The organism is Cellulomonas sp., from assembly GCF_017744555.1.
Taxonomy (GTDB): domain Bacteria; phylum Actinomycetota; class Actinomycetes; order Actinomycetales; family Cellulomonadaceae; genus Cellulomonas.
This window is the reverse complement of record NZ_JAGIBD010000003.1, coordinates 42,724-65,720: the sequence shown is the minus strand read 5'-3', so window position 1 is coordinate 65,720 and position 22,997 is coordinate 42,724. Positions and strand designations below refer to the sequence as shown.

General features: G+C 73.4%; 21 protein-coding genes and 2 tRNA genes. 6 read left to right on the top strand and 17 right to left on the bottom strand.

Annotation, left to right across the window (positions count from 1 at the left end; all coding sequences use genetic code 11):
- Positions 1–5: 5 nt before the first annotated feature.
- A complete protein-coding gene (gene cofC, locus J7523_RS03820) occupies positions 6–665 on the bottom strand; it encodes a 2-phospho-L-lactate guanylyltransferase (protein ID WP_291882479.1) in 660 nt (219 codons plus the stop codon).
- 73 nt (positions 666–738) lie between these two features.
- Between cofC and J7523_RS03815 the strand changes: the two genes are divergently transcribed.
- Together J7523_RS03815 and J7523_RS03810 are read left to right on the top strand one after the other, a co-directional pair.
- Positions 739–1,314, top strand: coding sequence for an HhH-GPD-type base excision DNA repair protein (locus tag J7523_RS03815; protein ID WP_291882476.1), 576 nt, complete (start codon positions 739–741; stop codon positions 1,312–1,314).
- Between the two features lie 58 nt (positions 1,315–1,372).
- Positions 1,373–1,753, top strand: a complete 381-nt coding sequence (locus J7523_RS03810) for a YbjQ family protein (protein WP_291882474.1) — start codon at positions 1,373–1,375, stop codon at positions 1,751–1,753.
- A gap of 9 nt (positions 1,754–1,762) precedes the next feature.
- Here the strand turns inward: J7523_RS03810 and J7523_RS03805 are convergent, their stop codons facing one another.
- The 4 genes from J7523_RS03805 to J7523_RS03790 all read right to left on the bottom strand — a co-directional run bounded on the left by J7523_RS03805 (position 1,763) and on the right by J7523_RS03790 (position 6,453).
- Positions 1,763–2,992, bottom strand: a complete 1,230-nt coding sequence (locus tag J7523_RS03805) for a glycoside hydrolase family 3 N-terminal domain-containing protein (RefSeq protein ID WP_291882471.1) — start codon at positions 2,990–2,992, stop codon at positions 1,763–1,765.
- Positions 2,989–3,795: a coenzyme F420-0:L-glutamate ligase gene (locus J7523_RS03800; RefSeq protein WP_291882467.1), complete on the bottom strand. Its 807-nt coding sequence runs from the start codon at positions 3,793–3,795 to the stop codon at positions 2,989–2,991. Before J7523_RS03800 ends, J7523_RS03805 begins: the two co-directional genes overlap by 4 nt.
- Positions 3,792–4,808, bottom strand: coding sequence for a TIGR03557 family F420-dependent LLM class oxidoreductase (locus tag J7523_RS03795; protein WP_291882464.1), 1,017 nt, complete (start codon positions 4,806–4,808; stop codon positions 3,792–3,794). Before J7523_RS03795 ends, J7523_RS03800 begins: the two co-directional genes overlap by 4 nt.
- A gap of 100 nt (positions 4,809–4,908) precedes the next feature.
- On the bottom strand, positions 4,909–6,453 hold the full coding sequence (locus J7523_RS03790; protein WP_291882462.1) for a PQQ-binding-like beta-propeller repeat protein: 1,545 nt from the start codon (positions 6,451–6,453) through the stop codon (positions 4,909–4,911).
- A gap of 168 nt (positions 6,454–6,621) precedes the next feature.
- On the opposite strand from J7523_RS03790, the gene valS reads away from it, so the two are divergent.
- Both valS and J7523_RS03780 read left to right on the top strand, forming a co-directional pair.
- On the top strand, positions 6,622–9,291 hold the full coding sequence (gene valS, locus J7523_RS03785) for a valine--tRNA ligase (protein WP_291882460.1): 2,670 nt from the start codon (positions 6,622–6,624) through the stop codon (positions 9,289–9,291).
- A gap of 2 nt (positions 9,292–9,293) precedes the next feature.
- Complete coding sequence (locus J7523_RS03780; protein ID WP_291882457.1) at positions 9,294–11,117, top strand: AMP-dependent synthetase/ligase; 1,824 nt, start codon at positions 9,294–9,296, stop codon at positions 11,115–11,117.
- A gap of 82 nt (positions 11,118–11,199) precedes the next feature.
- On the opposite strand, the gene J7523_RS03775 is transcribed toward J7523_RS03780, so the two are convergent.
- The 9 genes from J7523_RS03775 to J7523_RS03735 form a co-directional block, all read right to left on the bottom strand.
- Complete coding sequence (locus tag J7523_RS03775; protein ID WP_291882454.1) at positions 11,200–12,390, bottom strand: hypothetical protein; 1,191 nt, start codon at positions 12,388–12,390, stop codon at positions 11,200–11,202.
- Positions 12,391–12,548: 158 nt separating this feature from the next.
- Entirely contained in the window at positions 12,549–12,863 is a 315-nt protein-coding gene (locus J7523_RS03770) for a chorismate mutase (protein WP_291882451.1), read from the bottom strand.
- 57 nt (positions 12,864–12,920) lie between these two features.
- Positions 12,921–14,201: an ATP-dependent Clp protease ATP-binding subunit ClpX gene (gene clpX / locus J7523_RS03765; RefSeq protein ID WP_291882450.1), complete on the bottom strand. Its 1,281-nt coding sequence runs from the start codon at positions 14,199–14,201 to the stop codon at positions 12,921–12,923.
- A gap of 233 nt (positions 14,202–14,434) precedes the next feature.
- Positions 14,435–15,136, bottom strand: coding sequence for an ATP-dependent Clp protease proteolytic subunit (locus tag J7523_RS03760; RefSeq protein WP_291882447.1), 702 nt, complete (start codon positions 15,134–15,136; stop codon positions 14,435–14,437).
- Positions 15,137–15,184: 48 nt separating this feature from the next.
- Complete coding sequence (locus tag J7523_RS03755; protein ID WP_291882445.1) at positions 15,185–15,802, bottom strand: ATP-dependent Clp protease proteolytic subunit; 618 nt, start codon at positions 15,800–15,802, stop codon at positions 15,185–15,187.
- Positions 15,803–16,005: 203 nt separating this feature from the next.
- Positions 16,006–17,382, bottom strand: coding sequence for a trigger factor (tig, locus tag J7523_RS03750; RefSeq protein WP_291882443.1), 1,377 nt, complete (start codon positions 17,380–17,382; stop codon positions 16,006–16,008).
- Positions 17,383–17,567: 185 nt separating this feature from the next.
- Complete coding sequence (locus tag J7523_RS03745; protein ID WP_291882440.1) at positions 17,568–18,917, bottom strand: nucleotide disphospho-sugar-binding domain-containing protein; 1,350 nt, start codon at positions 18,915–18,917, stop codon at positions 17,568–17,570.
- A gap of 99 nt (positions 18,918–19,016) precedes the next feature.
- Positions 19,017–19,457: a hypothetical protein gene (locus tag J7523_RS03740; RefSeq protein ID WP_291882438.1), complete on the bottom strand. Its 441-nt coding sequence runs from the start codon at positions 19,455–19,457 to the stop codon at positions 19,017–19,019.
- Positions 19,458–19,589: 132 nt separating this feature from the next.
- Positions 19,590–19,663 (bottom strand) — tRNA-Pro (locus J7523_RS03735).
- Positions 19,664–19,781: 118 nt separating this feature from the next.
- Here J7523_RS03735 and J7523_RS03730 point away from each other — a divergent pair.
- A tRNA-Gly gene (locus tag J7523_RS03730) sits at positions 19,782–19,855 on the top strand.
- 64 nt (positions 19,856–19,919) lie between these two features.
- On the opposite strand, the gene J7523_RS03725 is transcribed toward J7523_RS03730, so the two are convergent.
- Together J7523_RS03725 and J7523_RS03720 are read right to left on the bottom strand one after the other, a co-directional pair.
- A complete protein-coding gene (locus tag J7523_RS03725; protein WP_291882435.1) occupies positions 19,920–20,516 on the bottom strand; it encodes a dihydrofolate reductase family protein in 597 nt (198 codons plus the stop codon).
- Between the two features lie 121 nt (positions 20,517–20,637).
- A complete protein-coding gene (locus J7523_RS03720) occupies positions 20,638–22,101 on the bottom strand; it encodes an MFS transporter (RefSeq protein ID WP_291882433.1) in 1,464 nt (487 codons plus the stop codon).
- A gap of 79 nt (positions 22,102–22,180) precedes the next feature.
- On the opposite strand from J7523_RS03720, the gene J7523_RS03715 reads away from it, so the two are divergent.
- Positions 22,181–22,762, top strand: coding sequence for a TetR/AcrR family transcriptional regulator (locus J7523_RS03715; RefSeq protein ID WP_291882430.1), 582 nt, complete (start codon positions 22,181–22,183; stop codon positions 22,760–22,762).
- Between the two features lie 15 nt (positions 22,763–22,777).
- Here the strand turns inward: J7523_RS03715 and J7523_RS03710 are convergent, their stop codons facing one another.
- Positions 22,778–22,972, bottom strand: coding sequence for a hypothetical protein (locus J7523_RS03710; protein ID WP_291882649.1), 195 nt, complete (start codon positions 22,970–22,972; stop codon positions 22,778–22,780).
- Positions 22,973–22,997 lie beyond the last annotated feature (25 nt).

Genomic DNA, 22,997 nt, shown 5'->3' with positions numbered 1-22,997 from the left:
CGGCGTCAGGCGTCGGTCGTCCCCAGCACCGCCCGCGTGCGTGGACCGGAGTCGTGCGCGGCGTGCAGGAGGTCGACCGGGACGTCCACGTCGCGCCGCAGGCTCGACGACTGCGGCACGTCGAGCCGCACGTGCCCGGCCGCCTCGTGCGCCGCCGCCGACCCGGCACCGAACCGCGGCCTGACCTCGACGCCGGGCGTCGCCGTCAGGAGCGTCGTCCCCGTGCCCTGAGCGTCCGCGACGAGCGCGCGGCCGTGCCCGGCCGCCCGGTCGAGCGCCGCCGCGAGGTCGCGCGGCCGCAGCGCCGGCAGGTCGCCGAGCAGCACCGCGACACCCGCCACAGGCTCGATCTCCGCCGCCCGCGCAGCACCGGCGAGCACCGCGGCGTCGAGGCCGGGCTCGACCGCCCCCTGTCGGACCGCGGCGGCCAGCGGCTCGTCGACCGCCTCCGCACCCTCGGGGAGACCGCGTCGGACCGGCTCGTCGGCGGTCACCACGAGCACGCGCACCACGCCGGGCGTCGCCACCGCGGCCGCGACGGTGTCGAGCGCCATGGCCCGCACGAGCGCCTGCCGGTGGCTCTCGGGCAGCACGCCCGCGAGCCGTGTCTTGCCCGCCGCTGCCGTCTTCACGGGGACGACGACCACCCAGCGGCTCGTCGGCATGGCGCGACCCTACCCGGCCCGCCTGGACCATCCGCGTGGACCGCCGGACCCGCGGTCCGCGAGGATGACCCGCATGACGCTGTGGCTCACGGGTGACCCCGCCGCCGACCGCCTCCTGTCGGAGGACCCCTTCGCGCTCCTGATCGGCATGCTGCTCGACCAGCAGGTCACGATGGAGAGCGCGTTCGCCGGGCCCGCGAAGATCGCCGACCGGATGGGCGGCCTCGACCCGGCACGCATCGCGGCGGCCGCCCCCGACGAGTTCGTGGCGCTCTGCTCCACCCCGCCGGCGGTGCACCGCTACCCCGGGTCGATGGCGGGCCGCATCCAGGCGGTCGCGGCCGAGGTCGTCGGCACCTACGGCGGCGACGTCACGCGGCTGTGGACCGACGGCGACCCGGACGGCGCGACGGTGCTCAAGCGCCTCAAGGCGCTGCCCGGGTTCGGCGACCAGAAGGCGCGGATCTTCCTGGCGCTGCTCGGCAAGCAGGCCGGCGTCACGCCCGACGGGTGGCGCGAGGCCGCCGGCGCCTACGGCGACGTGGACGCGCGCCGGTCGATCGCCGACGTCACGGACCCGCAGTCGCTCGCAGAGGTCCGCGCGACCAAGCAGGCGGCCAAGGCGGCCGCGAAGGCCGCACGCGCCTGAGCACCCGCCCGGGTGACCCGGCAACCGCGCCGACGGGCGGTGTGGGAGCATCGGCCGCGTGATCGTGGTGACGACGAACGAGGTCCCCGGCTACCGGATCCAGGCCGTGCTGGGCGAGGTGATGGGTCTGACGGTGCGCGCGACCAACATCGGCCAGTCGTTCACGGCCGGACTGCGCGCGATCGGCGGCGGTGAGCTCCCCGAGTTCACGAAGATCATGTACGAGAGCCGTCACGAGGTCATGCGGCGCATGGTCGCGGAGGCGCAGCAGCGCGGCGCGAACGCGGTCGTCGCGATGCGGTTCGACACCGACTCGCTGCAGCAGTTCTCCGAGGTCTGCGCATACGGCACCGCGGTGATCGTGGAGCCCATCCCGGCCGGCGAGCCGGGTGCCACGCCGCAGTCGGCGGGCGTCGCCGCGACGCCCCCGCCGGCCTGAGCGGGCCCGTCAGGAGCGGGGCGGCCACTGCCCCTTCGTCTCGAGCACGTGCTGGGCGGCGGCCTCGACCTTCGCGCGGAACCCGGCGTCGGAGCGCGCACGGGTGAGCACCGCGGCAACCATCGCGTGCGCGACCGTCGGGTCCTTCGAGACGAGCACGAGGTCGACGCCGGCGTCGAGCGCGAGCACCGCCCGGTCGCCGGGCGACCACCCGGCGACCTGCTCGGCGCCGGACAGGTCGTCGGTGATCACCAGCCCGTCGAAGCCGAGGTCGCCGCGCAGCATCCCGTCGACGACCGTGGTCGAGAACGCGGCGGGCGTCCCCGGGTCGATCCGGCTGTAGATCGCGGTCGACACCATGACGCACTCCGCGCCCGCCTGGATCCCGGACCGGAACACGTCGACCGACGGGTCGTCGCGCGTCGTCACGGTGTCCGTCACGCCCGCGGACGAGTCGGTGTCCTGCGCGACCCGGCCGAGCCCCGGGAAGTGCTTGATCGCGACGCCGACGCCCGCGGCCCGCATCCCGTCCGCGAACGCGTTCGCGTGGCTCGTCACCGACTCGGACGTGTTGCCGTAGTTCCGTCCCAGGGCGCCGACGGGCGGGTTCGACCCGGCGGTCGCCTGGTCCGGGACGAGGTCCATCACGGGCGCCAGGTTGAGGTCGACACCGGCGGCCGCCAGCTCGCCGCCCCACGTCGTCGCCTGCGTGCGCAGCCCGGCTGGGTCGAGCGTCGCCTGGTCGACGGCCGCGGGGATGGTCGAGAAGCCAGGACCATGGAGCACCTGCACCTGCCCGCCCTCCTGGTCGGTCGCGACGAGGAGCGGCGTGCCGTGCGTCGTGTCGTCCGAGACGAGCGCCGAGAACGAGTCGACGAGCGTGCGGGTCGGTGCGACGCCGTCGTGCGTCCGGTTCTGCAGGAACAGGTTGCCGACGTGGTCCTGCTCGATCGCGTCGGTGCTGACCTGCTGCGGGTCGGCGACGTCGACGCCGACCATGAACACCTGGCCGACCTGCTGCTCGAGCGACCAGCCCGCCCAGGGGTCGTCGCCCGAGGCGGAAGGCGTCGGCGTCGGGGTCGGCGCACCCGGGACCACGGGCGCTGGCCCGCCGTCCACCGGCCGCAGCGCGAACCACACCGCGACCCCGGACGCCGCCAACAGGACGACGATGCCCATGACCACCCACCCGGCCGCCGACCTGCGGCCACCGCGCGCGTGCTCCGGCGCCGCGCTCATCTCCGTGGCGCTCCGTCGGGCCGTTCGAGCGCGTCCTTCCAGCCCTGCGCGTACGCCTCGGCGCTGCCCTGGTGGAACATGTCGTCGTCCCCGGTCCGCGGCAGCACCCGCGCGCCGGGCCCGTCGTCGGCCGTGACGAGGTGCGCCAGGCCGCGCACCACCGCGAGGGGCCGCCCGGCGGCCTTGCCCTTGACGAGCTCCGCGGCCGACGCGATCTCGTCCGCGACGGCCGCGACCGTCATCACGAGGGGCCGCCCGAACGAGTCGACCTGGCCGCGCAGGTCGTCGAGCACCTCGACCCCCGCCGCACCGATCGCGAGGTCGGTGACGCCCTGCCGCCACGGCCGGCCCGCGGTGTCGGTGAGCACGAGCCCGAGCCGGACGCCGAAGGCGTCCTGCAGGGCCGCGCGAAGCACCCGGGCGGTGCCGTCGGGGTCGAGCGGCAGCAGCAGCACGGTCCCCTCGGGCGTGTTGCTCGCGTCGACGCCCGCCGCGGCCATGACGAGCCCGAGCCGGTTCTCGACGATGCGCGTGACGCCCGTCGAGTGCTCGCGCGTCGCGACGACGCGGACGGTCTCGTCGGTGATCGCCTGCTCGCGGTCGTCGGCGGCGACCACGCGGCCCTCCGCCTTCGAGACCACCTTGCTGGTGAGGACCAGCACGTCGCCGTCGCGCAGCGCGTGCTCGGGGTCGGCGCCGGCGTCGTCGCGCAGCAGCGCCACCAGCAGCCCGGCGAGGTCGTCGCCCGGCACCACCTCGGGCAGCCCGCTGGGCGCCCAGACGCGGAGCTCGACGGCGGTCATCGCACCAGCTTCGGCAGCACCTGCTCGCCGAACGTCTCGATCCACTCGCGCTGGTTGCGCCCGACGTTGTGCAGGTAGATCCGGTCGAACCCGAGGTCGACGTACTTCTGGATCTCGGCGCGGTGCACGTCGGGGTCGGACGAGATGACCATGCGGCCCTCGAAGTCCTCGGGGCGCACGAGCTTGGCCATCTGCTCGAAGTCGAACGGGGACCGGATGTCGGCCTTGGGGAACTTCATGCCGCCGTTGGGCCACTCGTGCATCGCGTTCGCGAGGGCCTCCTCGTCGGTGGCGGCCCACGACATGTGCAGCTGCAGCACCTTCGGCAGGTCCTCGGGCGACCGGCCGGACTCGCGCACGCCCTCGTCGAACTTCCCGAACAGCCCGGAGATCTTCTCGAGCGGCGCTCCGACGGTGATGAGACCGTCCGCGTGCCGTCCGGCGCGCTTGGCCGTCACCGGGCCTGCGGTCGCCACGAGGATCTCGGGCGCGACCTCCGGCATGGTCCACAGCCGGGTCGACTCGAGCTTGTAGAACTGGCCCGCGTGCTTGACGTCCTTGCCGGCGAGCGACGACGAGAAGAGCTTCTTGATGAGCTCGATCGCCTCGAACATCCGGTTGATGCGCTCGGGCGCCTCCGGCCAGTACCCGGCGACCACGTGCTCGTTGAGCGCCTCGCCGGAACCCAGGCCCAGCCAGTGCCGCCCGGGGTACATCGCCGCGAGCGTCGCCGAGGCCTGCGCCACCATCGCGGGGTGCCAGCGGAACGTGGGGGCGGTGACGCCCGGCCCGATGTCACCGACGGTCCGCTCGCCGAGCGCAGTCAGCACGTTCCACACGAACGACGCCTGCCCCTGCGCCGGCACCCACGGCTGGTAGTGGTCGGCCGCCATCACGCCCGAGAAGCCGTGCTGCTCGGCGTGCACCGACAGCGCGACCGCCTCGGTGGGGTGGAACTGCTCGAGCATCGCCGCGTACCCGACCGTCAGCCCGCTCGCACTCACACCGCTCACCGCGTCGCACCCCTTCGTCGTCCCTGCGGGGCCGTCGCCTGCGGCGGGCCCTCCGCGACCCTAACCCGCAGCGTGCCGGCCGTGTTCCTCGGGCGGCCGGTCAGCCGAGCACGACGATGCCGCTCGGCTCCGTCGCGGAGCTGAACGCGAGGTGGCCGTCGGTGGTCACGAACCACCACCCCTCGTCGTACCCGCCCGTGCCGACCGCACCGGGGTCGGTGGTGGGGGCGTCGGTCGCGGTGCGTTCCAGCACCGTCGAGCGGCCGTCCTCGACCAGCGCGGCCGACCACTGCAGCGTCCCGTCGTCCACGCCGTACGCGCGGACCACCCGGCCGCTCAGGACCAGCAGCACGCGACCGTCGGTGAAGACCTGGTCCGCCGGCCGGGGCATGTCCGTGCGCCACCGGACCGCCCCCGTGTCCGCGTCGACGGCGGCGAGGCGGTCGCCGCCCACGGCGACGAGCGTGCCGTCCAGCAGCACCGCGGTCGACCCGACGGTGACGTCGGCCCGCCACAGCTCCTTGCCCGACCAGTCGCGCCGGACGAGCGGTCCTGTGTCGCCGGCCGTGAGGAAGAACGCGTCCGGCCGGCTGCCGTCGTCGACCGTGAGGTAGAGCTGCCGGTCGTCGCCCAGGTCGACCGTGGTGCCGTCGTCGCGCCAGATCACGGCGCCGTCCGGCATGCCCTCCGACGTGTAGCTCTCGACGAGCACGCCGCCGGGCACCAGCGTCATCCCGCCGTTCAGGCCGCCACGCGCCAGCTCGGCGACCGCGGACCCGTCGGGACCGAGCACCCACGCCTGCGTGCCGACGTCGAGCACGGTCCGCTCCTCGTCGTGCAGGACGTACGGCGTCTGCTGCTCCGGGATCGCCGACGTGTCGACGTGCGTCGACCAGCGCTCCGAGCCGTCGAACGCGCGCGCGACGACCTCGACGCCGGCGCGGTCGTCGTCGACCGTCGTGACCCAGTACCCGTCGCGACCGGCGACGATCCCCGCGCCGAGCGGCTCGTCCCGCCGCGAGAGCACGGTGCCGTCGGTCGCGTCGAGCACCACGAGTCCGCGCGTCGCGAGCTCGTGCCCGTACCCCTCCTCGGACATCTGCCAGCCGTACGTGCGGCTGACGACGCACGCGACACGCGGCGGAGCGCCGCCGACCTCGGAGCACCACGCGTTGGCCGACGGGTCCGGGCCGCCGCCCTGCACGACCGGCTCGGGGTCGGCCGCCGGTGGCAGGTCGACCGGGACGTCCCAGGCGACCTCGCCCGTGCGCCTGTCGACGGCGACGACGTGCGGCGCGGACTGCACGGGCCGGTACGTGCCGCCGACGAGCAGGTCGCCCGCCCGGACGCCGCCCTGCACGGCCGACGCCGCGTCCCCCTCGGCCACGTAGAGCGTGCGCAGCGGCAGGTCGACCGGTCGCAGCACGCCGGGCACGTCGGCGAGCCGTGCGAGCCACGCCTGCTCGCGCGCGTCGACGACGACCTGCGCCAGGACCGCGGTCGCCGCGACGACGACGACCGCTGCCGCGGTCACGGCGGCACGTCGCGGGTGCCGCCGCACGACGTCGACGAGCCCGGGGCGGCGCTCGTCGTCGGGACCGACGACGCCGTCCTCCTCGACGAGCTCCACGTACGTGCGGGCCATGCTGGAACGCTAGTCGGCCGAGGCCCGCAGCGGGGGTGGCGACCTGGTGAACGTCCGGGCGCCGAGCGGGTCGCCAGGGCCCCGTCGGTCGGCGGGTCGCCGGGCCCTGGACCGGCCCGTCGGACGGTGCACCCGGGACTGCCTCACGATCTGGGAAGATGTGTGCCCATGAGCGACCTGCGCCCGGATCCTGCCCTGTCCACGCCGAGCACCACCGGCGCGCGCGAGGTACCGGACCGCGTCTCGCTGGACGGTGTCGAGGAGCGCTGGGACGCCGCGTGGTCGGCACAGGGCCTGTACGCGTTCGACCGGTCGAAGACGCGCGACGAGGTGTACTCGATCGACACCCCGCCGCCCACGGTCTCCGGGTCGCTGCACGTCGGGCACGTGTTCTCGTACACGCACACCGACGTCGTCGCGCGCTTCCAGCGCATGCGCGGGCGTGAGGTGTTCTACCCGATGGGCTGGGACGACAACGGCCTGCCCACCGAGCGTCGCGTGCAGAACTACTACGGCGTGCGCTGCGACCCGTCGCTGCCGTACGTCGAGGGCTTCGTGCCGCCGCACAACGGCACCGACGGCAAGACGGTCAAGCCCGGCGACCAGGTCCCCGTGAGCCGCCGCAACTTCGTCGAGCTGTGCGAGGTGCTGACCGTCGAGGACGAGCGCCAGTTCGAGGCCCTGTGGCGCCGGCTCGGCCTCTCGGTCGACTGGTCCATGACGTACCAGACGGTCTCCGCCGAGTCGCGGGCCGTCGCGCAGCAGGCGTTCCTGCGCAACCTCGCACGCGGCGAGGCGTACCAGGCCGAGGCCCCCGGGCTGTGGGACGTGACGTTCCAGACGGCCGTCGCGCAGGCCGAGCTCGAGGCGCGCGACTACCCGGGCGCGTTCCACCGCGTCGCGTTCCACCGGACCGGCACGGCCGCCGGTGAGGGCCCGGTCTACATCGAGACGACGCGTCCCGAGCTGCTCCCTGCGTGCGTCGCGCTCATCGCGCACCCCGACGACGAGCGCTACCAGCACCTGTTCGGCACCACGGTCACGTCGCCGCTGTTCGGCGTCGAGCTGCCCGTCCTCGCGCACCCGGCCGCCGAGCCGGACAAGGGTGCGGGCATCGCGATGTGCTGCACGTTCGGCGACCTGACCGACGTGCAGTGGTGGCGCGAGCTGCAGCTGCCGACCCGCTCGGTGGTGGGCCGCGACGGCAGGATCGTCCGGGACACCCCGGACTGGATCGCGTCCGAGGCCGGGCGTGCCATGTTCGGCGAGCTCGCCGGCAAGACGACCTTCTCCGCACGCGAGGCGGTCGTCGCCGGCCTGCGCGAGTCGGGCGACCTCGACGGCGAACCGGTGCCGACGCAGCGCAAGGCGAACTTCTACGAGAAGGGCGACAAGCCTCTCGAGATCGTCACGAGCCGCCAGTGGTACATCCGCAACGGCGGTCGCGACGAGGAGCTGCGTGACGCGCTGCTCGCCCGTGGCGCCGAGCTCGGGTTCGCGCCCGACTTCATGCGCGTGCGGTACGAGAACTGGGTCCGCGGTCTCAACGGCGACTGGCTCGTGTCGCGGCAGCGCTTCTTCGGCGTGCCGTTCCCGGTCTGGTACCCGCTCGACGAGCACGGCGAGGTCGACCACGACTCGCCGCTCCTGCCGTCCGAGGACCAGCTGCCGATCGACCCGTCGTCCGACGTCCCGGCCGGCTACACGGCCGACCAGCGCGGCGTGCCGGGCGGCTTCGTGGGCGACCCCGACATCATGGACACGTGGGCGACCAGCTCGCTGACCCCGCAGATCGTCGGCGGCTGGCGCAGCGACCCTGACCTGTTCGCGCGTGTGTTCCCGATGGACCTGCGCCCCCAGGGGCAGGACATCATCCGCACCTGGCTTTTCTCGACGGTCGTGCGGTCGCACCTCGAGCACGGCTCGCTCCCGTGGACCCAGGCGGCCATCAGCGGCTGGATCCTCGACCCCGACCGCAAGAAGATGTCGAAGTCCAAGGGCAACGTCGTCACACCGATGGGCCTGCTCGAGGAGCACGGCTCGGACGCCGTCCGCTACTGGGCGGCCTCGGCGCGGCTCGGCACCGACGCGGCGTTCGAGATCGGCCAGATGAAGATCGGCCGCCGGCTCGCGATCAAGGTGCTCAACGCGTCGAAGTTCGCGCTCTCGTTCGGCTCGCCGGACGAGCCGGTGCTGCTCGACCCGGCGCTCGTGACGAACCCGCTGGACCGCGCGATGCTCGCCGGCCTGGTCGACGTCGTCGAGAAGGCCACCGCGGCGCTCGAGCAGTACGACCACACACGTGCGCTCGAGCTGTCGGAGACGTTCTTCTGGACGTTCTGCGACGACTACCTCGAGCTCGTCAAGGACCGCGCGTACGGCGCCGGCGCGGTCGAGGTGAGCGCGGACACGGCGTCCGCCCGGGCCGCTCTCGGCATCGCGCTCGACGTGCTGCTTCGGCTGTTCGCGCCGGTGCTCCCGTTCGCCACGGAGGAGGTCTGGTCGTGGTGGCGCGAGGGCTCGGTGCACCGTGCGCCGTGGCCCGACGCCGCTCCCCTGCGGGCCGCCGCGGGCGACGCCGACCCGTCGGTCGTCGCCGCCGCCGGTGCCGCGCTCGCGGCGCTGCGCAAGGTGAAGTCGGAGGCCAAGGTCTCGATGCGCACCGAGATCAGCGCGGTCCGCCTGGCCGTCCCGACGGCGCTGCGCGCCGGCGTGGACGCCGCACTCGACGACGTCCGGGCCGCCGGGCGCGTGGTGGGCACGCTGACGATCGCGGACGACGACGGCGAGCAGGTCGTCGCGCACGACGCCGAGCTCGTCCCCGCCGCGGCGGTCTGACGATGCGCGAGTTCCGCTCGGAGAGCTCGGTGGACCCGGACCCGCGGTCCAGCATCCCCGGCCTGCTCGCCGAGCGTCTCGCGCGCGACCCGGCGTCGGTGCTCATCGAGCGCTCCGCCGGGCCGGGCCAGCCGTGGACCGCGGTGACGGTCGCGGAGTTCGTCGCGGAGGTCCGGGCCCTGGCCAAGGGCTTCGTCGCGCGCGGCATCGAGCCGGGTGACCGCGTCGCGATCATGTCGCGCACCCGCTACGAGTGGACGCTCGTCGACTTCGCGGTGTGGGCGGCGGGCGCGGTGGGTGTGCCGGTGTACGAGACGTCGTCGGCCGAGCAGGTGCGCTGGATCTGCGCCGACGCGGGGGTGCGGCTCGCGGTCGTCGAGACGGCCGCCCACGCCGCGGTCGTCACGCAGGTCCGCGACGACCTCCCGGGCCTCGCGCACGTCGAGATCATCGACGGCGGCGGCCTCGACACGCTCGCGACGGACGGAGCCCACGTCCCGGACGACGAGATCGACCGCCGCTCCGCGCTCGCCGGCATGGACGACCTCGCGACCGTCATCTACACGTCGGGCACCACGGGGCGGCCCAAGGGAGTCGAGCTCACGCACGGCAACTTCGTCGCGCTCACGCTCAACGGCATCGAGGGCCTCGGCGAGGTGTGCGCGCAGCCGCACTCGCGCACGCTGCTGTTCATGCCGCTCGCGCACGTGTTCGCGCGCTTCATCCAGGTGCTGTGCGTCCCCTCGGGCGCGGTGCTCGGCCACACGCCCGACACGAGGAACCTGCTGCCCGACCTCGCCGCGTTCCAACCGACGTTCATCCTCGCCGTGCCGCGCGTGTTCGAGAAGGTCTACAACTCGGCCGAGCAGAAGGCCGGCGGCGGCGCGAAGCTGCGGCTGTTCCGCTGGGCGGCCAAGGCGGCGGTCGACTACTCGCACGCGCTCGACACGGACCGTGGACCGGGCCCCGCGCTGCGCGCCCGCCACGGCGTCGCGGGTGCACTCGTCCACCGGCGGCTGCGTGCCGCGCTCGGCGGTCGCGCCGAGTTCGCGATCTCCGGTGGCGCCCCGCTCGGCGAGCGGCTCGGCCACTTCTACCGCGGCATCGGCGTGCACGTCCTCGAGGGCTACGGGCTCACCGAGACGACCGCCCCGACGGCGGTCAACCGGCCGGGTCTGACGAAGGTCGGCTCGGTCGGTCCCGCGTTCCCCGGCACCGCGCTGCGGGTCGACGACGACGGTCAGATCTGGGTGCAGGGCCCGCACGTGTTCCGCGGGTACCGGCACGACGAGGAGGCCACGAAGGCGGCGCTGGTCGACGGCTGGTTCAGGACGGGCGACCTCGGCACGCTCGACGACGACAGCTACCTGCGCATCACGGGCCGGACCAAGGAGATCATCGTGACCGCGGGCGGCAAGAACGTCGCCCCCGCGGTGCTCGAGGACCGGCTGCGCGGGCACCCGCTGGTGAGCCAGGTCGTCGTCGTGGGCGACCAGCGCCCGTTCATCGGGGCGCTCGTCACGCTCGACGCCGAGATGCTCCCCGGCTGGCTCGCGAACCACGGCCTGCCGTCGATGGACGTGGCCGCGGCGGGCACCGACGAACGGGTCCTCGCCGCGCTCGACCGCGCAGTGGACCGGGCCAACGAGGCCGTCTCGCGGGCCGAGTCGATCCGCAAGATCCGGGTGCTGCCGGAGGACCTCACCGAGACGAACGGCTACCTCACGCCGTCCCTCAAGGTGAAGCGTGCGCTGGTGCTCAAGGACTTCGCCGCGGAGATCGACGCGCTCTACACCGACACCCGCTCGGAGCACACCACCGGCTGAACGCGACGGCACCGTGCCGTCCCGCCCGGATGCGCGTCCGGCGCCGTCGCCGGCGCCGGACCCTCCTGCCGAGTGCTGAGCCTCAGACCACCGTCCGCAGCCTCCGCTGGTCCGCGGACTGGCTCGGCACGGCCTCGCTCGGCGTCGAGCCGTCCGACCACCGCAGCACCGCGCCCACCCCGTCGACGAGCTCGACGGTGCCGTCCTCCGCGAACGTGACCCCGGCGTCCTGCCCGAGCGCCGCCCGCAGGAGCGCGACGCCCGCCGCCATGCGACGCCCGTCGCCCCCGACTCCCAGCGCCGCGAGGTCGTCCTCGTCGACGGCGACCTGCAGCGGCTCGGGACCCACCCACAGCTCGCGCTCGCCGAGCGCCGTCAGGGCCGACGTGTGCAGCACCAGCTCGTCGACCTGCCCGCGCCGCAGCACCTCGATGACGTCGTCCAGCGCGGTCACCGCACCCTCGCCGCGCCCGAGCTGCTGACGGAACCGGTCCAGCACGGCCTGCCGCCGGCGCCGACGGAACTCCGCCACCACCTCGGCGACCTTCGCGTCGAACGCCTCCTGGTGCACGCCCTCGCCGCGCGCCCCGCCGGGCACCTCGACGACCAGCTCGCTGACCGGCCGCCCCACGGCCTCCTTGACGAGCGCGACCGCCCGCACGTCGCCCGTCAGCACGAGAACGTCGGGCGCCTGCTCCGCGACCTTGCGGTCCAGCGCCGCCGCGACGACCTCCGCGTTGCGCTGCCACGAGTCCTCCGCGCGCGTCTGGCTGCGCCGGTCCAGGCCGCCCTCACGGGTCTTGTGCACGTCGTCGTGCCCGCCCTCGACGTGCTCGACGTCCGCCGCCGGGGACGGCCCGGAGCCGTGGCTCGTGCGCACCAGGTCCGCACCGTTGCGGTCCACCCGCACGACGAGCAGGTCGACCGTCTCGTCCGCCGCGCGGGCGGCCGGCAGCAGCGCGGGCGCGGGTCCGTGCACCGCGCTCGACTGCGCGGGCGGCTCCGCGAGCACCCGGTCCACGACGACGCCGTTCGCGTCCGCGACGACGACCCGGCCGTGCGGTCCGCGCACGCCGGTGGGCGTCGCGACCAGCTCGCCGATCTCGTCCAGCACCCCGCTCGGCGCGCCGTCGCGCTCGAGCGTCCGCCGCAACGCACGCCACCGGTCCGCCGTCTCGGTCTCACCGGCCGACTCGGCGCGCGTCGCGTCGAGGTACACGGTGGTGAACGGCGCCGGGCGTCCGAGCAGCGGCTTGAGCCAACGAAGATCCATGGGCAGCACCCTCCGGGTCGAGGAGTCCCCGGCGACCGCTAGGCACGCTCCGCCCTCGTGCGTCCTGCCGGAGCTGACCTCCCTACACTCGCCCACCGGACGAGCGGGCGCCAGCCGTGCCGACCAGACGCGGGTCAGCCCGCCGGTCAGCTCGCCGGTCAGCCCCGAGCCGCGTGGTCCTGGGCGATCTCCTCGTGGTGCCGGATGACCTCCTCGACGATGAACGCGAGGAACTTCTCGGCGAACACGGGGTCGAGGTCGGCCTGGTGCGCCAGGTCCCGGAGCCGGGCGACCTGCTGCGCCTCACGCCCCGGGTCGGAGGCGGGCAGCCCGCGCGACGCCTTGAGCACACCGACCTGCTGGGTCGCCTTGAACCGCTCCGCGAGCAGGTAGACGAGGGCCGCGTCGATGTTGTCGATGCTGCCGCGCAGGCGCGCGAGCTCGGCGGGGATCGGGGCCGGCAGGTCGGTCACGTGCGTGATCCTAGGCGCACCGTCGCGGGCGTCGGCCGACCGTCCGGGGACCGGCGGTCAGGCGCTCTTCTCGCGCGGGGTCCGCTTGTCCTGCGGGTTGTCGCGCGGCACGAGCGTCGGGTTGACGTTGTCGAGCACGACGTCGCGCGTGATGACGACCCGGGCGACGTCGTCGCGGCTCGGCACCTCGAACATGACCTGCTGGAGGACTTCCTCCATGATCGCCCGCAGACCGCGCGCACCGGTCCCCCGCAGCAGCGCCTGGTCCGCGATCGCGGCGACGGCCTCGTCGTCGAACTCGAGCTCGACGCCGTCGATCTGGAACATGCGCTGGTACTGCTTGACGAGCGCGTTGCGCGGTTCCGTGAGGATCCGCACGAGCGCGTCCTGGTCGAGCCGGGCGACCGCCGCGACCACCGGGAGACGACCGATGAACTCGGGGATCAGGCCGTACTTCTGCAGGTCCTCGGGACGCACCTCGGAGAACAGGTCACCTTCGTCGTGCGCCTCCAGCAGCGGGGCGCCGAAGCCGACGACGCGCTTGCGGGCACGGGCCGCGATGATGTCGTCGAGCCCGGAGAACGCACCCGCCACGATGAACAGCACGTTCGTCGTGTCGATCTGGATGAACTCCTGGTGCGGGTGCTTGCGACCGCCCTGCGGCGGGACCGAGGCGGTGGTGCCCTCGATGATCTTCAGCAGCGCCTGCTGCACGCCCTCGCCGGAGACGTCACGCGTGATCGACGGGTTCTCGCTCTTGCGGGCGATCTTGTCGATCTCGTCGATGTAGATGATGCCCGTCTCGGCCTTCTTGACGTCGTAGTCGGCGGCCTGGATGAGCTTGAGCAGGATGTTCTCGACGTCCTCGCCGACGTAGCCCGCCTCGGTGAGGGCCGTCGCGTCCGCGATCGCGAAGGGGACGTTCAGCATGCGGGCCAGGGTCTGCGCGAGGTACGTCTTGCCGGTGCCCGTGGGGCCGACCAGCAGGATGTTCGACTTCGCGATCTCGACGTGGTCCTCGGTCGACGCGCGACCCGCCTCGCCGGCCTGCACCCGCTTGTAGTGGTTGTACACGGACACCGCGAGGGCCCGCTTCGCCGACTCCTGGCCGATGATGTACTGCTCGAGGAACTCGAAGATCTCCTTCGGCTTCGGCAGCTCGACCATCCCGACCTCGGTGGCCTCGGCGAGCTCCTCCTCGATGATCTCGTTGCACAGCTCGATGCACTCGTCGCAGATGTAGACGCCGGGGCCCGCGATCAGCTTCTTGACCTGCTTCTGGGACTTGCCGCAGAACGAGCACTTGAGGAGATCGGCCCCGTCCCCGATACGAGCCACGCGCGTCCCCTTCCTGTGTCGCCCTCCGCCCGGCGGGCGGTGCGTCGTCCGGCCACCCCCTTCAGAGGTGGGTCTCCCCCATTGCACACCACGCCAGCCGCCGTGTCAGCCGAACCGACCCGCGTGGCGACGGCGTGTCCCCCGTCCGGACCCCGGCGTGTCGCGATTCGCGACCCTCCGCGCCCGGACGAGGGCTGCCGCCGGGTCCGTGCGGACCCGGCGGCGGCACCGCGTCAGGTGGGCTGCACCACCGTGGGCACGACACCCTTGCGGCTGGCCAGCACCTGGTCGACGATCCCGTACTCGGCGGCCTGCTGGGCCGTCAGGATCTTGTCGCGCTCGATGTCCTTACGGACGAGCTCGAGGTCGCGACCGGTGTGGTGCGACAGCGTCTCCTCGAGCCACTCGCGCATCCGGATGAGCTCGTTCGCGTGGATCTCGATGTCCGACGCCTGGGCGTAGCCGCCGCCCTCCATCGCGGGCTGGTGGATGAGCACGCGCGCGTTCGGCAGCGCGAGGCGCTTGCCGGGCGAGCCCGCCGCGAGCAGCACGGCCGCCGCGGACGCCGCCTGGCCGAGGCACACGGTGACGAGCTGCGGCTTGATGTACTGCATCGTGTCGTAGATCGCCGTCAGGGCCGTGAACGAGCCGCCGGGCGAATTGATGTACAGCGTGATGTCGCGGTCCGGGTCCGTGCTCTCGAGCACGAGCAGCTGGGCCATGACATCGTCCGCCGACGCGTCGTCGACCTGCACGCCGAGGAAGATGATGCGGTCCTCGAACAGCTTGGTGTACGGGTCCTGACGCTTGAAGCCGTAGGCGGTGCGCTCCTCGAACTGCGGCAGCACGTACCGACCGTTCGGCGACGACGGGGCGAGGCCACCGGGACCGGCGAGGCCGGCCGCCCGGGCCATGAACTGGGACTCCATGCTCACGGGTTACTCCTTGGGTTCAGAGGGGTCGGTACGTGGGGCGGCCGCCGCTCAGGCGGTGCCACCGCCGCCGGTGACCGACCCGGCGCGCTCCACGACGTGGTCCACGAAGCCGTACTCGAGCGCCTCGGGCGCCGTGAACCAGCGGTCGCGGTCCGCGTCGGCGTTGATCTGGTCGACGCTCTTGCCGGTCTGCTCCGCGGTCAGCTCCGCCAGCACGGTCTTCATGTGGAGGATGAGCTGCGCGTTGATCCGCACGTCGGTGGCCGTGCCGCCGATGCCGCCCGAGGGCTGGTGCATCATCACGCGAGCGTGCGGCAGGGCGTACCGCTTGCCCTTCGCGCCCGACGACAGCAGGAACTGGCCCATGGAGGCCGCCATGCCCATCGCGATCGTCGCGACGTCCGGCTGGATGTACTGCATCGTGTCGTAGATCGCCATGCCCGCGGTGATCGAGCCGCCCGGCGAGTTGATGTACAGCCAGATGTCCTTGTCGGGGTCCTCGGCCGCGAGCAGCATCATCTGCGCGCAGATGGCGTTCGAGTTCTCGTCGCGGACCTCGGAGCCCAGCCAGATGATCCGCTCGCGCAGCAGTCGGTTGTAGATGTGGTCGTTGAGGCCGAAGCCCGGGGAGTCCGCCCGGGCGATCGCCGGCATCTGCTCGTTCACGAAGGCTCCTTCGTCTGACGTCCGCTGCTGGTCCTGCCGCGCTCCACCGGGGGTGTCCCCCCGCCGCGCGCTGCAGTGACACTAACGCCCGGGCGCACCCGTCCATGGCGCGCCACCGGCGGTTTTCGCTGTCGGCGCAGCACGGACGACGAGGGCCCCGCACCGGTCGCGGTGCGGGGCCCTCGTCACGTGCGGGTGGTGCGTCAGACCGCCGGGATCGCGGTCGCCGCGTCGGAGCCCTTGACGGGGGCCGACTGCTGCTCGGCGGCGTCGGCGGCCTCCTCGGCGGCGTCCTCCTCGTCCGAGCCGATGAACTCGGACAGGTCGACGGCCTCGCCCTTGCTGTCGGTGACGGCGACCTGGCGCAGGGCGACGGCGAGCGCCTTCGAGCGGGCGACCTCGGCCACCATCGCGGGGATCTGGCCCTGCTGGTCGACGGTCTGGATGAACGTGTTCGGGTCCATGCCGTACTGCCGCGACGCGCTCACGAGGTAGTCGAGCAGCTCCTGCTGGCTGATCTTGATCTCGAGCTGCTCGGCGAGCGTGTCGAGCAGGATCTGGTTGCGCAGGGCCGTCGTGGCCTGCTCGCCGACCTCGGCGCGGTGCTCGTCGTCCTCGAGCCGGCCCTCGCCCTCGAGGTGACGGTGGACCTCGGCCTCGACGACGCCGGACGGCACCGGGATCTCGGTGCCGGCGAGGAGCTGCTCGAGCAGGAGGTCGCGCGCCTGCACGGCCTGGTTCGAGGCCTTGATGCGGCCGGCCTGCTCGCGCAGGTCCGCCGTGAGCTCCTCGAGCGTGTCGAACTCGCTGGCGAGCTGCGCGAAGTCGTCGTCCGCGTCGGGCAGCTGACGCTCCTTGACGGTGGTCGCCGAGACGGTGACCTGGGCGGTCTCGCCGGCGTGCTCGCCGCCCGCGAGGGCCGTCTCGAACGTCGTCGACTCGCCGCCCGACAGGCCGGTGAGCGCCTCGTCGAGACCCTCGAGCATGTTGCCGGCGCCGATCTGGTAGCTCACGCCGGAGACGGAGTCGACCTGCTCGCCGTCGATCGCGGCGACGAGGTCGAGCACCACGAAGTCGCCCTCGGCGGCCGGGCGGTCCACGCCCACGAGCGTGCCGAAGCGCTCGCGCAGCGCGTCCAGGCGGCCCTGCACGTCCTCGTCGGAGACCTCCAGGTCGTCGACCGTGATCTTCACGCCGTCGAGCGCGGGGACCGTGATCTCGGGGCGGACCTCGACCTCGGCGGTGAAGTGCAGCTCGCCCTCGTCCTCGCCGGGGACGAGCCCGGGGACCTTGGTGACCTCGACCTCGGGCTGGCCGAGCGGGCGCAGCTTGTTCTCGCGGACGGCCTCGGCGTAGAAGCCGGACAGGCCCTCGTTGACCGCGTGCTCGATGACGGCAGGACGACCCACGCGCTGGTCGATGATGCGCGGAGGCACCTTGCCCTTGCGGAAGCCGGGCACCGTCACCTGCTCGGCGATGTGCTGGTAGGCGTGCTCGATGCTCGGCTTGAGCTCGTCGTACGTCACCTCGACGGTCAGCTTGACCTTGGTGGGCTCGACGGTCTCGACGGCGCTCTTCACTTCGATGCTCTCCAACTGGCTGGGGGCCGGCGCCGGCGACTTCCGGCTGATGGCACGCTCTGGGCGCTGCGCGCAACCGGCTCGGGCGCGCACAGGCGACCCTCGATGCTACGCCACCGCGCGGACCTCCCGCCAAAGCCGCCGATGGGGGCCTCCGCGGCACGAAGACCCCCGTCGGCACCGCGTCAGGCGGCCTCGGCGCGCTCCTCGTCGGGACGCGCCGACTCGGCCGCCCCGACGACCTCCTCGATCACCTCGACGGTCCGCGCGACGCCGTCGTAGCGGGCGTACTCCTCCGCGAGCATCCGGGCCACGCCCGCGTACGACGGCTGCCCGAGCACCTCCCGGACGCCGGCGCGCACCGCCTCCGACGTCGTGACGTCCGTGACCCGGTCGGTCGGCAGCGCGACCCCGACCCCCGCCCACACGACCCGAGCGCCGACCTCGGCCTTGTCCTCGGTGCGACCGGCGACGACGAGTGGCACGCCCGCCGCGAGCGCCTGCTGCACGCCCCCGAACCCGCCGTTGGTCACCATGACGTCGACGAGCGGGAGCAGCCTGTCGAACGGCACGAACCGCGCCGCCCGCAGGTTCGCCGGCGGCCGCTCGGGCAGCACGTCCTCGGGCTCGGCCGTCGCCGTCGTCGCGACGACGAGCACGTCCTCGTCCGCGAGCGCCTCGATCGCGGGCCAGAGCAGCCGCTCGGGATCGGTCGCGATCGTGCCCTGCGTGACGAGCACGACGGGCGTACCGGCGGCCTTGGCGGCGAGCACGTCGCCCCACCACGCGGGCGGCACGAACAGGTCGACGCCCGCGGGCAGCAGCGGTCCCACGAGCTCGACGTTCTCCGGCAGGTCGCTGCGCGGGTACTCGAACGACGGGACCGACGGGTGCAGCACCCGGGTGGCGAGCGTGTGGATCCAGTCCATGAAGAACCCGTCGGGAACGGGCAGTCCCGCGTCGCGCACGAGCTGCTCCGCGGCGCGTTGCGACTCGCGGAACAGCACCTTCTGCACGACGAGCTCGAGCACCGCGTACCGCAGGCCCTGCCAGCCGGTGCGCGGGGGCTGCAGGCCGAGGCCGAACGGGGCCGTGTCCTTGCTCGAGATCGCGAGCGGCGACACCGAGATCAGCACGGACGGGATGCCGTGCCGCTGCGCCGTGACCGCGCCCGCGACGAACCCGTTGTCCATGACGATCACGTCGGGCCGCTCGTCGTCCACGAGCGCGTCCAGGTCCGCGAGGAACCCGGGGACCGTGCCGACGAAGTGGTGCAGCACGTCCCACTGGAGCCGCTTCACGCCGGGCGCGGGCGCACCGTGCGCGGCGGACCAGGCGTCGATCTCGGCGTCGTCGAGGTCACGGCCCTCGACGATCGGCGCCGCCTTCGCGCCCGCCGCGACGACGGCGTCGCGGAACTTGGAGCCCGTGTAGACGACGACGTCGTGGCCGTCGTCGACGAGGCGGCGGACCAGCGGCAGCGCGGGTCGCACGTGGCCGGTGATGGGGCTGAGGGTGAACAGGATCCTGCTCATCGGAACGTCTCTCCTGGGTGCGTCGGGACAGTCCCCGATCAGGACACCCGGACATCCCCGCAGATACGTCCGAACCGGACACGCGTCCGGCACCCGCTCCTAGGCGGGGTCGCCCTCGATGGCGGCGACGACCGCGCGTGCCGCCCGCGGCTTGCAGCCGAGGTTCATACGCAGCAGCGGCTCGCCGTCGGCGCGCAGGTCGATCGTGACCTCGGAGAGGATCCGCTGCTTGCGGCGCGCCGTGACGTCCGCGACGGGCAGCGCCATCACCGGCTCGGGGTCGGCGAACTCGGGCCGGGTCAGGACGAGGACCCGGCGGCTCGTGACGACGAGCCACGACGGCGCCGTCGAGGTCACGACCGTGAACGTGCCGGCGGTGGCGATCCCGAGCGCGACCGAGCCGGCGGTGCGGGCGAGCGTCCGCGCCGTCTCGTCGCGCGAGCGCAGCTTCTTGACCTGCATCCCGGTCTGGGCGAGGACCACCTCGTCGCGCTCCAGGGCCGTCGACAGGACCTTCTGCAGCCTGCTCTTCGCTGACATGTGCCACACCTCACGGGTCGGACGGCCGGATCGCCGCGCGACGGTACCGCGGGGTCGGGGACCCGTCGGGCGGAATGCCGCCCTTGTCCCCCGGTCGAGTGAACGCACGCCTGCGACGTGCGACGTCGTCTGTCGGGATGGCGGGATTCGAACCCACGACCTTCCGCTCCCAAAGCGGACGCGCTACCAACCTGCGCCACATCCCGTGCACACCGCACGACGACCCCGGGGCCGCCGTCGGTGAACGAAGCGCCCGCTCGCACCCGGTACCCTGGGTGCCGCGGTCCGGGCTGCGCATGCACGTGCATACGCGGCTCGACCTGTGCGGACGTAGCTCAATGGTAGAGCCCCAGTCTTCCAAACTGGCTACGCGGGTTCGATTCCCGTCGTCCGCTCCATCCATCCGTCCAGCTCGGGCTCGCCACCCGCGCCGACCACCGAGTCGACCGCTGACCGCTTCCGCTACTGCGCCCTGCGGACGGGGTAGCGCAGGTGGGTGACGCCCACGCCGGCGATCACCGTCGGGTCACCCAGGGCCGCGGGCGTGCCGGTCAGGTGGTCGAAGAGCCGGACGCCCGAACCCAGCAGCACCGCCGCCAGGTCGATGTGGAGCTCGTCGAGCAGCCCGACGTTGAGGAGCTGCTGGATCGTGTCCGCGCCGTGGACACCGACGGACCTGCCGGCGGCCGCGGCCTTCGCCTGGGTCACGGCGCTCTCGACGCCGTCGGTCACGAAGTGCACGGTGGACCCGGGTCGCGGCCAGCCGTCCGGGAGCTCATGGGTGAGGACGAAGGCCGGTCCCCACCCGTGGTTCCCGCCCCACCCGCCCGCGGCGTCGAACGTCCGGCGGCCGGTGAGCATCGCGCCGATCTCGGACTGGAGGCCGTGCAGGTGCCGGGCGCTGGGCTCCGAGACGCGGAAGGTCATCGGGTCCGACCCGCCGGTCCGGATCTCGACGTCGCCCGAGGTGTACCAGCCGAACACCTCCTCGACGCCGTCGCGGGGACCGGCGACGTAGCCGTCGAGCGACATGGACATGATCGCGATCACCTTCGTCATCGCACGCCTCCTCCGGTCGGGCGGCCCGGTGACCGCCCCTTCATCTTCACGACGACCGCATTCGAGGGGATCCGACCGCGACAGGCCGTCCCGCCCTGCCTACGAGGCGTCCTCCTCGGCGTCAGTGCGCGAAGCGTGGCGCGTCCGCCGTGGGCCGGACGGCCGGGACGAGCAGCGCCGCCGCCACGGAGGTCGCGGCAGCGATGACAGCGGCCACCGCGAAGCCGCGGCTGAAGCCGCCGAGCATGTCCGGGGCCAGGAGGCTGCTCGCGGCGACGGACGACAGGACCGCGACGCCGATCGCCGCGCCGAGCTCGTGCGCCGTGCTCACGACACCCGATGTCACGCCGGCACGCGACTCCTCCACCTGCGTCATCGCGGTGGTGGTCGCCGCGACGAACGCCGAGCCGAGCCCGAGCGCCGCCACCGTCGTCCCGCCGACGACGAGCGCCACCGTGTCGCCGCTCAGGGCGCTGACCGCCGACCCGAGGGCCGCCGCACCGAGCCCGGCGGCGGCGACGGTCCGACCACCCAGCCGGACCACGAGACGTCCGCCCAGGTGCGCACCGGCGCCGACGGCGACGGCGACCGGCAGGAAGGCCAGCCCGGTCGTCAGCGCCGACCACCCGAGCCGCGCCTGGAGCAGGAAGGACAGCAGGAAGAAGCTGCCGACCAGCACAGCGGTCGCGCCGAGCATCACGAGTGCACCGCCGCGGACCGCCGGTCGCCGGACGAGTGCCGGGTCGAGCAGCGGCGCCGCGGCCGCGCGCTCCCGCCACCAGAACAGCGCGAGCACCGCCACGCCGCCGAGCGCGAGCACGACCCCGACGGACGACCGCTGCGGCCCTGCCGACAGGGTGAGCCCGCGGACGAGCGCTGCGACACCGACCAGCGCGAGCACGGCACCGAGCACGTCGAGGCGGCGGCCCGCGGCGCCGTGGGTGCCTGCCGGCAGGCCGGTGAACACGCGGGTGACGAGGGTGAGGGCGACGGCCACGAGGATGCCGATCGGGACGTTGATGAGGAAGATCGACCGCCAGCCGGGGCCTGCGACGAGCAGTCCGCCGACGAGCACGCCGACCGCCGCGCCACTGCCGCCGACGGCCCCCCAGGCGGCGAGAGCGCGTGCCCGGTCGGGTCCGTCGAAGAGCCGCGTCACGGTCGCGAGCGCAGCGGGCGAGAGCAACGCCGCACCGACACCCTGCGCGCCGCGCGCGGTGAGGAAGACGGCCTCCGAGCCGGCAAGTCCAGCGGCCAGGGATGCCGCCGTGAACAGCACGAGTCCGGCGAGCACGGTGCGCCGCGGACCCACGAGGTCGGCGATCCGGCCGCCGAGCAGGAGCAGGCCGGCGAAGGGCAGCGCGTAGGCGGTGACGGCCCACCCAGCGGACGCACCCACGAGGTCGAGGTCACGTGCCAGGTCCGGGAGGGCGACGTTCACCACGGTGACGTCGAGGACGAGCATGAACTGTGCGACGCACAGCAGCCCGAGGGTCCACCACCGGGGGCGGTCCGCGTCGCGCTGCGTGCTCTCGGGGCCGACGTGCGGCGGCTGGAGGGTCGAGGACCGTCGATCGTGCAGCATGTCTTCTCCTAACTCGTACAGCGATGTTCGGGTTAGTTGACGGTAACATGTACACGACTGTTCGAGAAGAGGTGTCCTGATGTCGACCGCCGAACCCCCCATGCGCGCCGACGCGCAGCGCAACCGCGCCGCGATCCTCGAGGCGGCGACCTCCGCCCTGACGGCCGACCCCCGCGCGAGCATGGTCGACATCGCCCGGCAGGCGGGCGTGGGTCGCGTGACGCTCTACGGCCACTTCCCGTCCCGGACCGAGCTCGTCGACGCGGTGTTCGCGCACAACATGCGACGGGCGGAGGCGCACCTCGGCGCCGTCGACCTCACCGGCGACCCGCGCACGGCGCTCGAGCGGCTGGTGTCCTCCTCCTGGCGCGAGATCGCGGACTCGCACGGCGTGCTCGAGGCCGCTGAGCAGGAGCTCGGCGGCGACCGCGTGCGGGCTCACCACGACGACACGCTGCACCGGGTGCGCGCGCTCCTGGCACGCGGCCAGGCGGCGGGCGCGTTCCGGGACGACGTCTCGGCCGACTGGCTCACGTCGTGCGCGTTCGCCGTCCTGCACCTGGCAGCGGCGGAGATCCGCGCGGGTCGCCTCACCGAGCCACAGGCGCCGGGGGTCGTGTCCACGACCGTGCTCGCGATCGTCGACCGACCCGGCCGCTGACCGGGTGTCGGCCCGTCAGCCGTCCTGCGGGAAGCCCAGGTTGATCCCGCCGTGGCTCGGGTCCAGCCAGCGCTGGGTCACCACCTTGCCGCGCGTGAAGAACTGGAACCCCTCGGCGCCGTGCGCGTGCGCGTCGCCGAACAGCGACGACTTCTTGGCGACGAGCTCGTCGCCGATCGGCTCGACCGCGACCAGCGCGGAGATCGCCATGGACCGCTCCCCCGTCGAGCCGAAG

What these genes read in the sequence shown, in the direction of transcription:
- J7523_RS03725 (WP_291882435.1), bottom strand. Translation starts at nt 20,516, where the DNA reads ATGACGAAGGTGATCGCGATCATGTCCATGTCGCTCGACGGCTACGTC.
- J7523_RS03745 (WP_291882440.1), bottom strand. Translation starts at nt 18,917, where the DNA reads ATGAGCAGGATCCTGTTCACCCTCAGCCCCATCACCGGCCACGTGCGA.
- J7523_RS03800 (WP_291882467.1), bottom strand. Translation starts at nt 3,795, where the DNA reads ATGACCGCCGTCGAGCTCCGCGTCTGGGCGCCCAGCGGGCTGCCCGAG.
- cofC (WP_291882479.1), bottom strand. Translation starts at nt 665, where the DNA reads ATGCCGACGAGCCGCTGGGTGGTCGTCGTCCCCGTGAAGACGGCAGCG.
- J7523_RS03720 (WP_291882433.1), bottom strand. Translation starts at nt 22,101, where the DNA reads ATGCTGCACGATCGACGGTCCTCGACCCTCCAGCCGCCGCACGTCGGC.
- J7523_RS03715 (WP_291882430.1), top strand. Translation starts at nt 22,181, where the DNA reads ATGTCGACCGCCGAACCCCCCATGCGCGCCGACGCGCAGCGCAACCGC.
- J7523_RS03740 (WP_291882438.1), bottom strand. Translation starts at nt 19,457, where the DNA reads ATGTCAGCGAAGAGCAGGCTGCAGAAGGTCCTGTCGACGGCCCTGGAG.
- valS (WP_291882460.1), top strand. Translation starts at nt 6,622, where the DNA reads ATGAGCGACCTGCGCCCGGATCCTGCCCTGTCCACGCCGAGCACCACC.
- J7523_RS03815 (WP_291882476.1), top strand. Translation starts at nt 739, where the DNA reads ATGACGCTGTGGCTCACGGGTGACCCCGCCGCCGACCGCCTCCTGTCG.
- J7523_RS03790 (WP_291882462.1), bottom strand. Translation starts at nt 6,453, where the DNA reads ATGGCCCGCACGTACGTGGAGCTCGTCGAGGAGGACGGCGTCGTCGGT.
- J7523_RS03710 (WP_291882649.1), bottom strand. Translation starts at nt 22,972, where the DNA reads ATGGCGATCTCCGCGCTGGTCGCGGTCGAGCCGATCGGCGACGAGCTC.
- J7523_RS03780 (WP_291882457.1), top strand. Translation starts at nt 9,294, where the DNA reads ATGCGCGAGTTCCGCTCGGAGAGCTCGGTGGACCCGGACCCGCGGTCC.
- J7523_RS03775 (WP_291882454.1), bottom strand. Translation starts at nt 12,390, where the DNA reads ATGGATCTTCGTTGGCTCAAGCCGCTGCTCGGACGCCCGGCGCCGTTC.
- J7523_RS03805 (WP_291882471.1), bottom strand. Translation starts at nt 2,992, where the DNA reads ATGAGCGCGGCGCCGGAGCACGCGCGCGGTGGCCGCAGGTCGGCGGCC.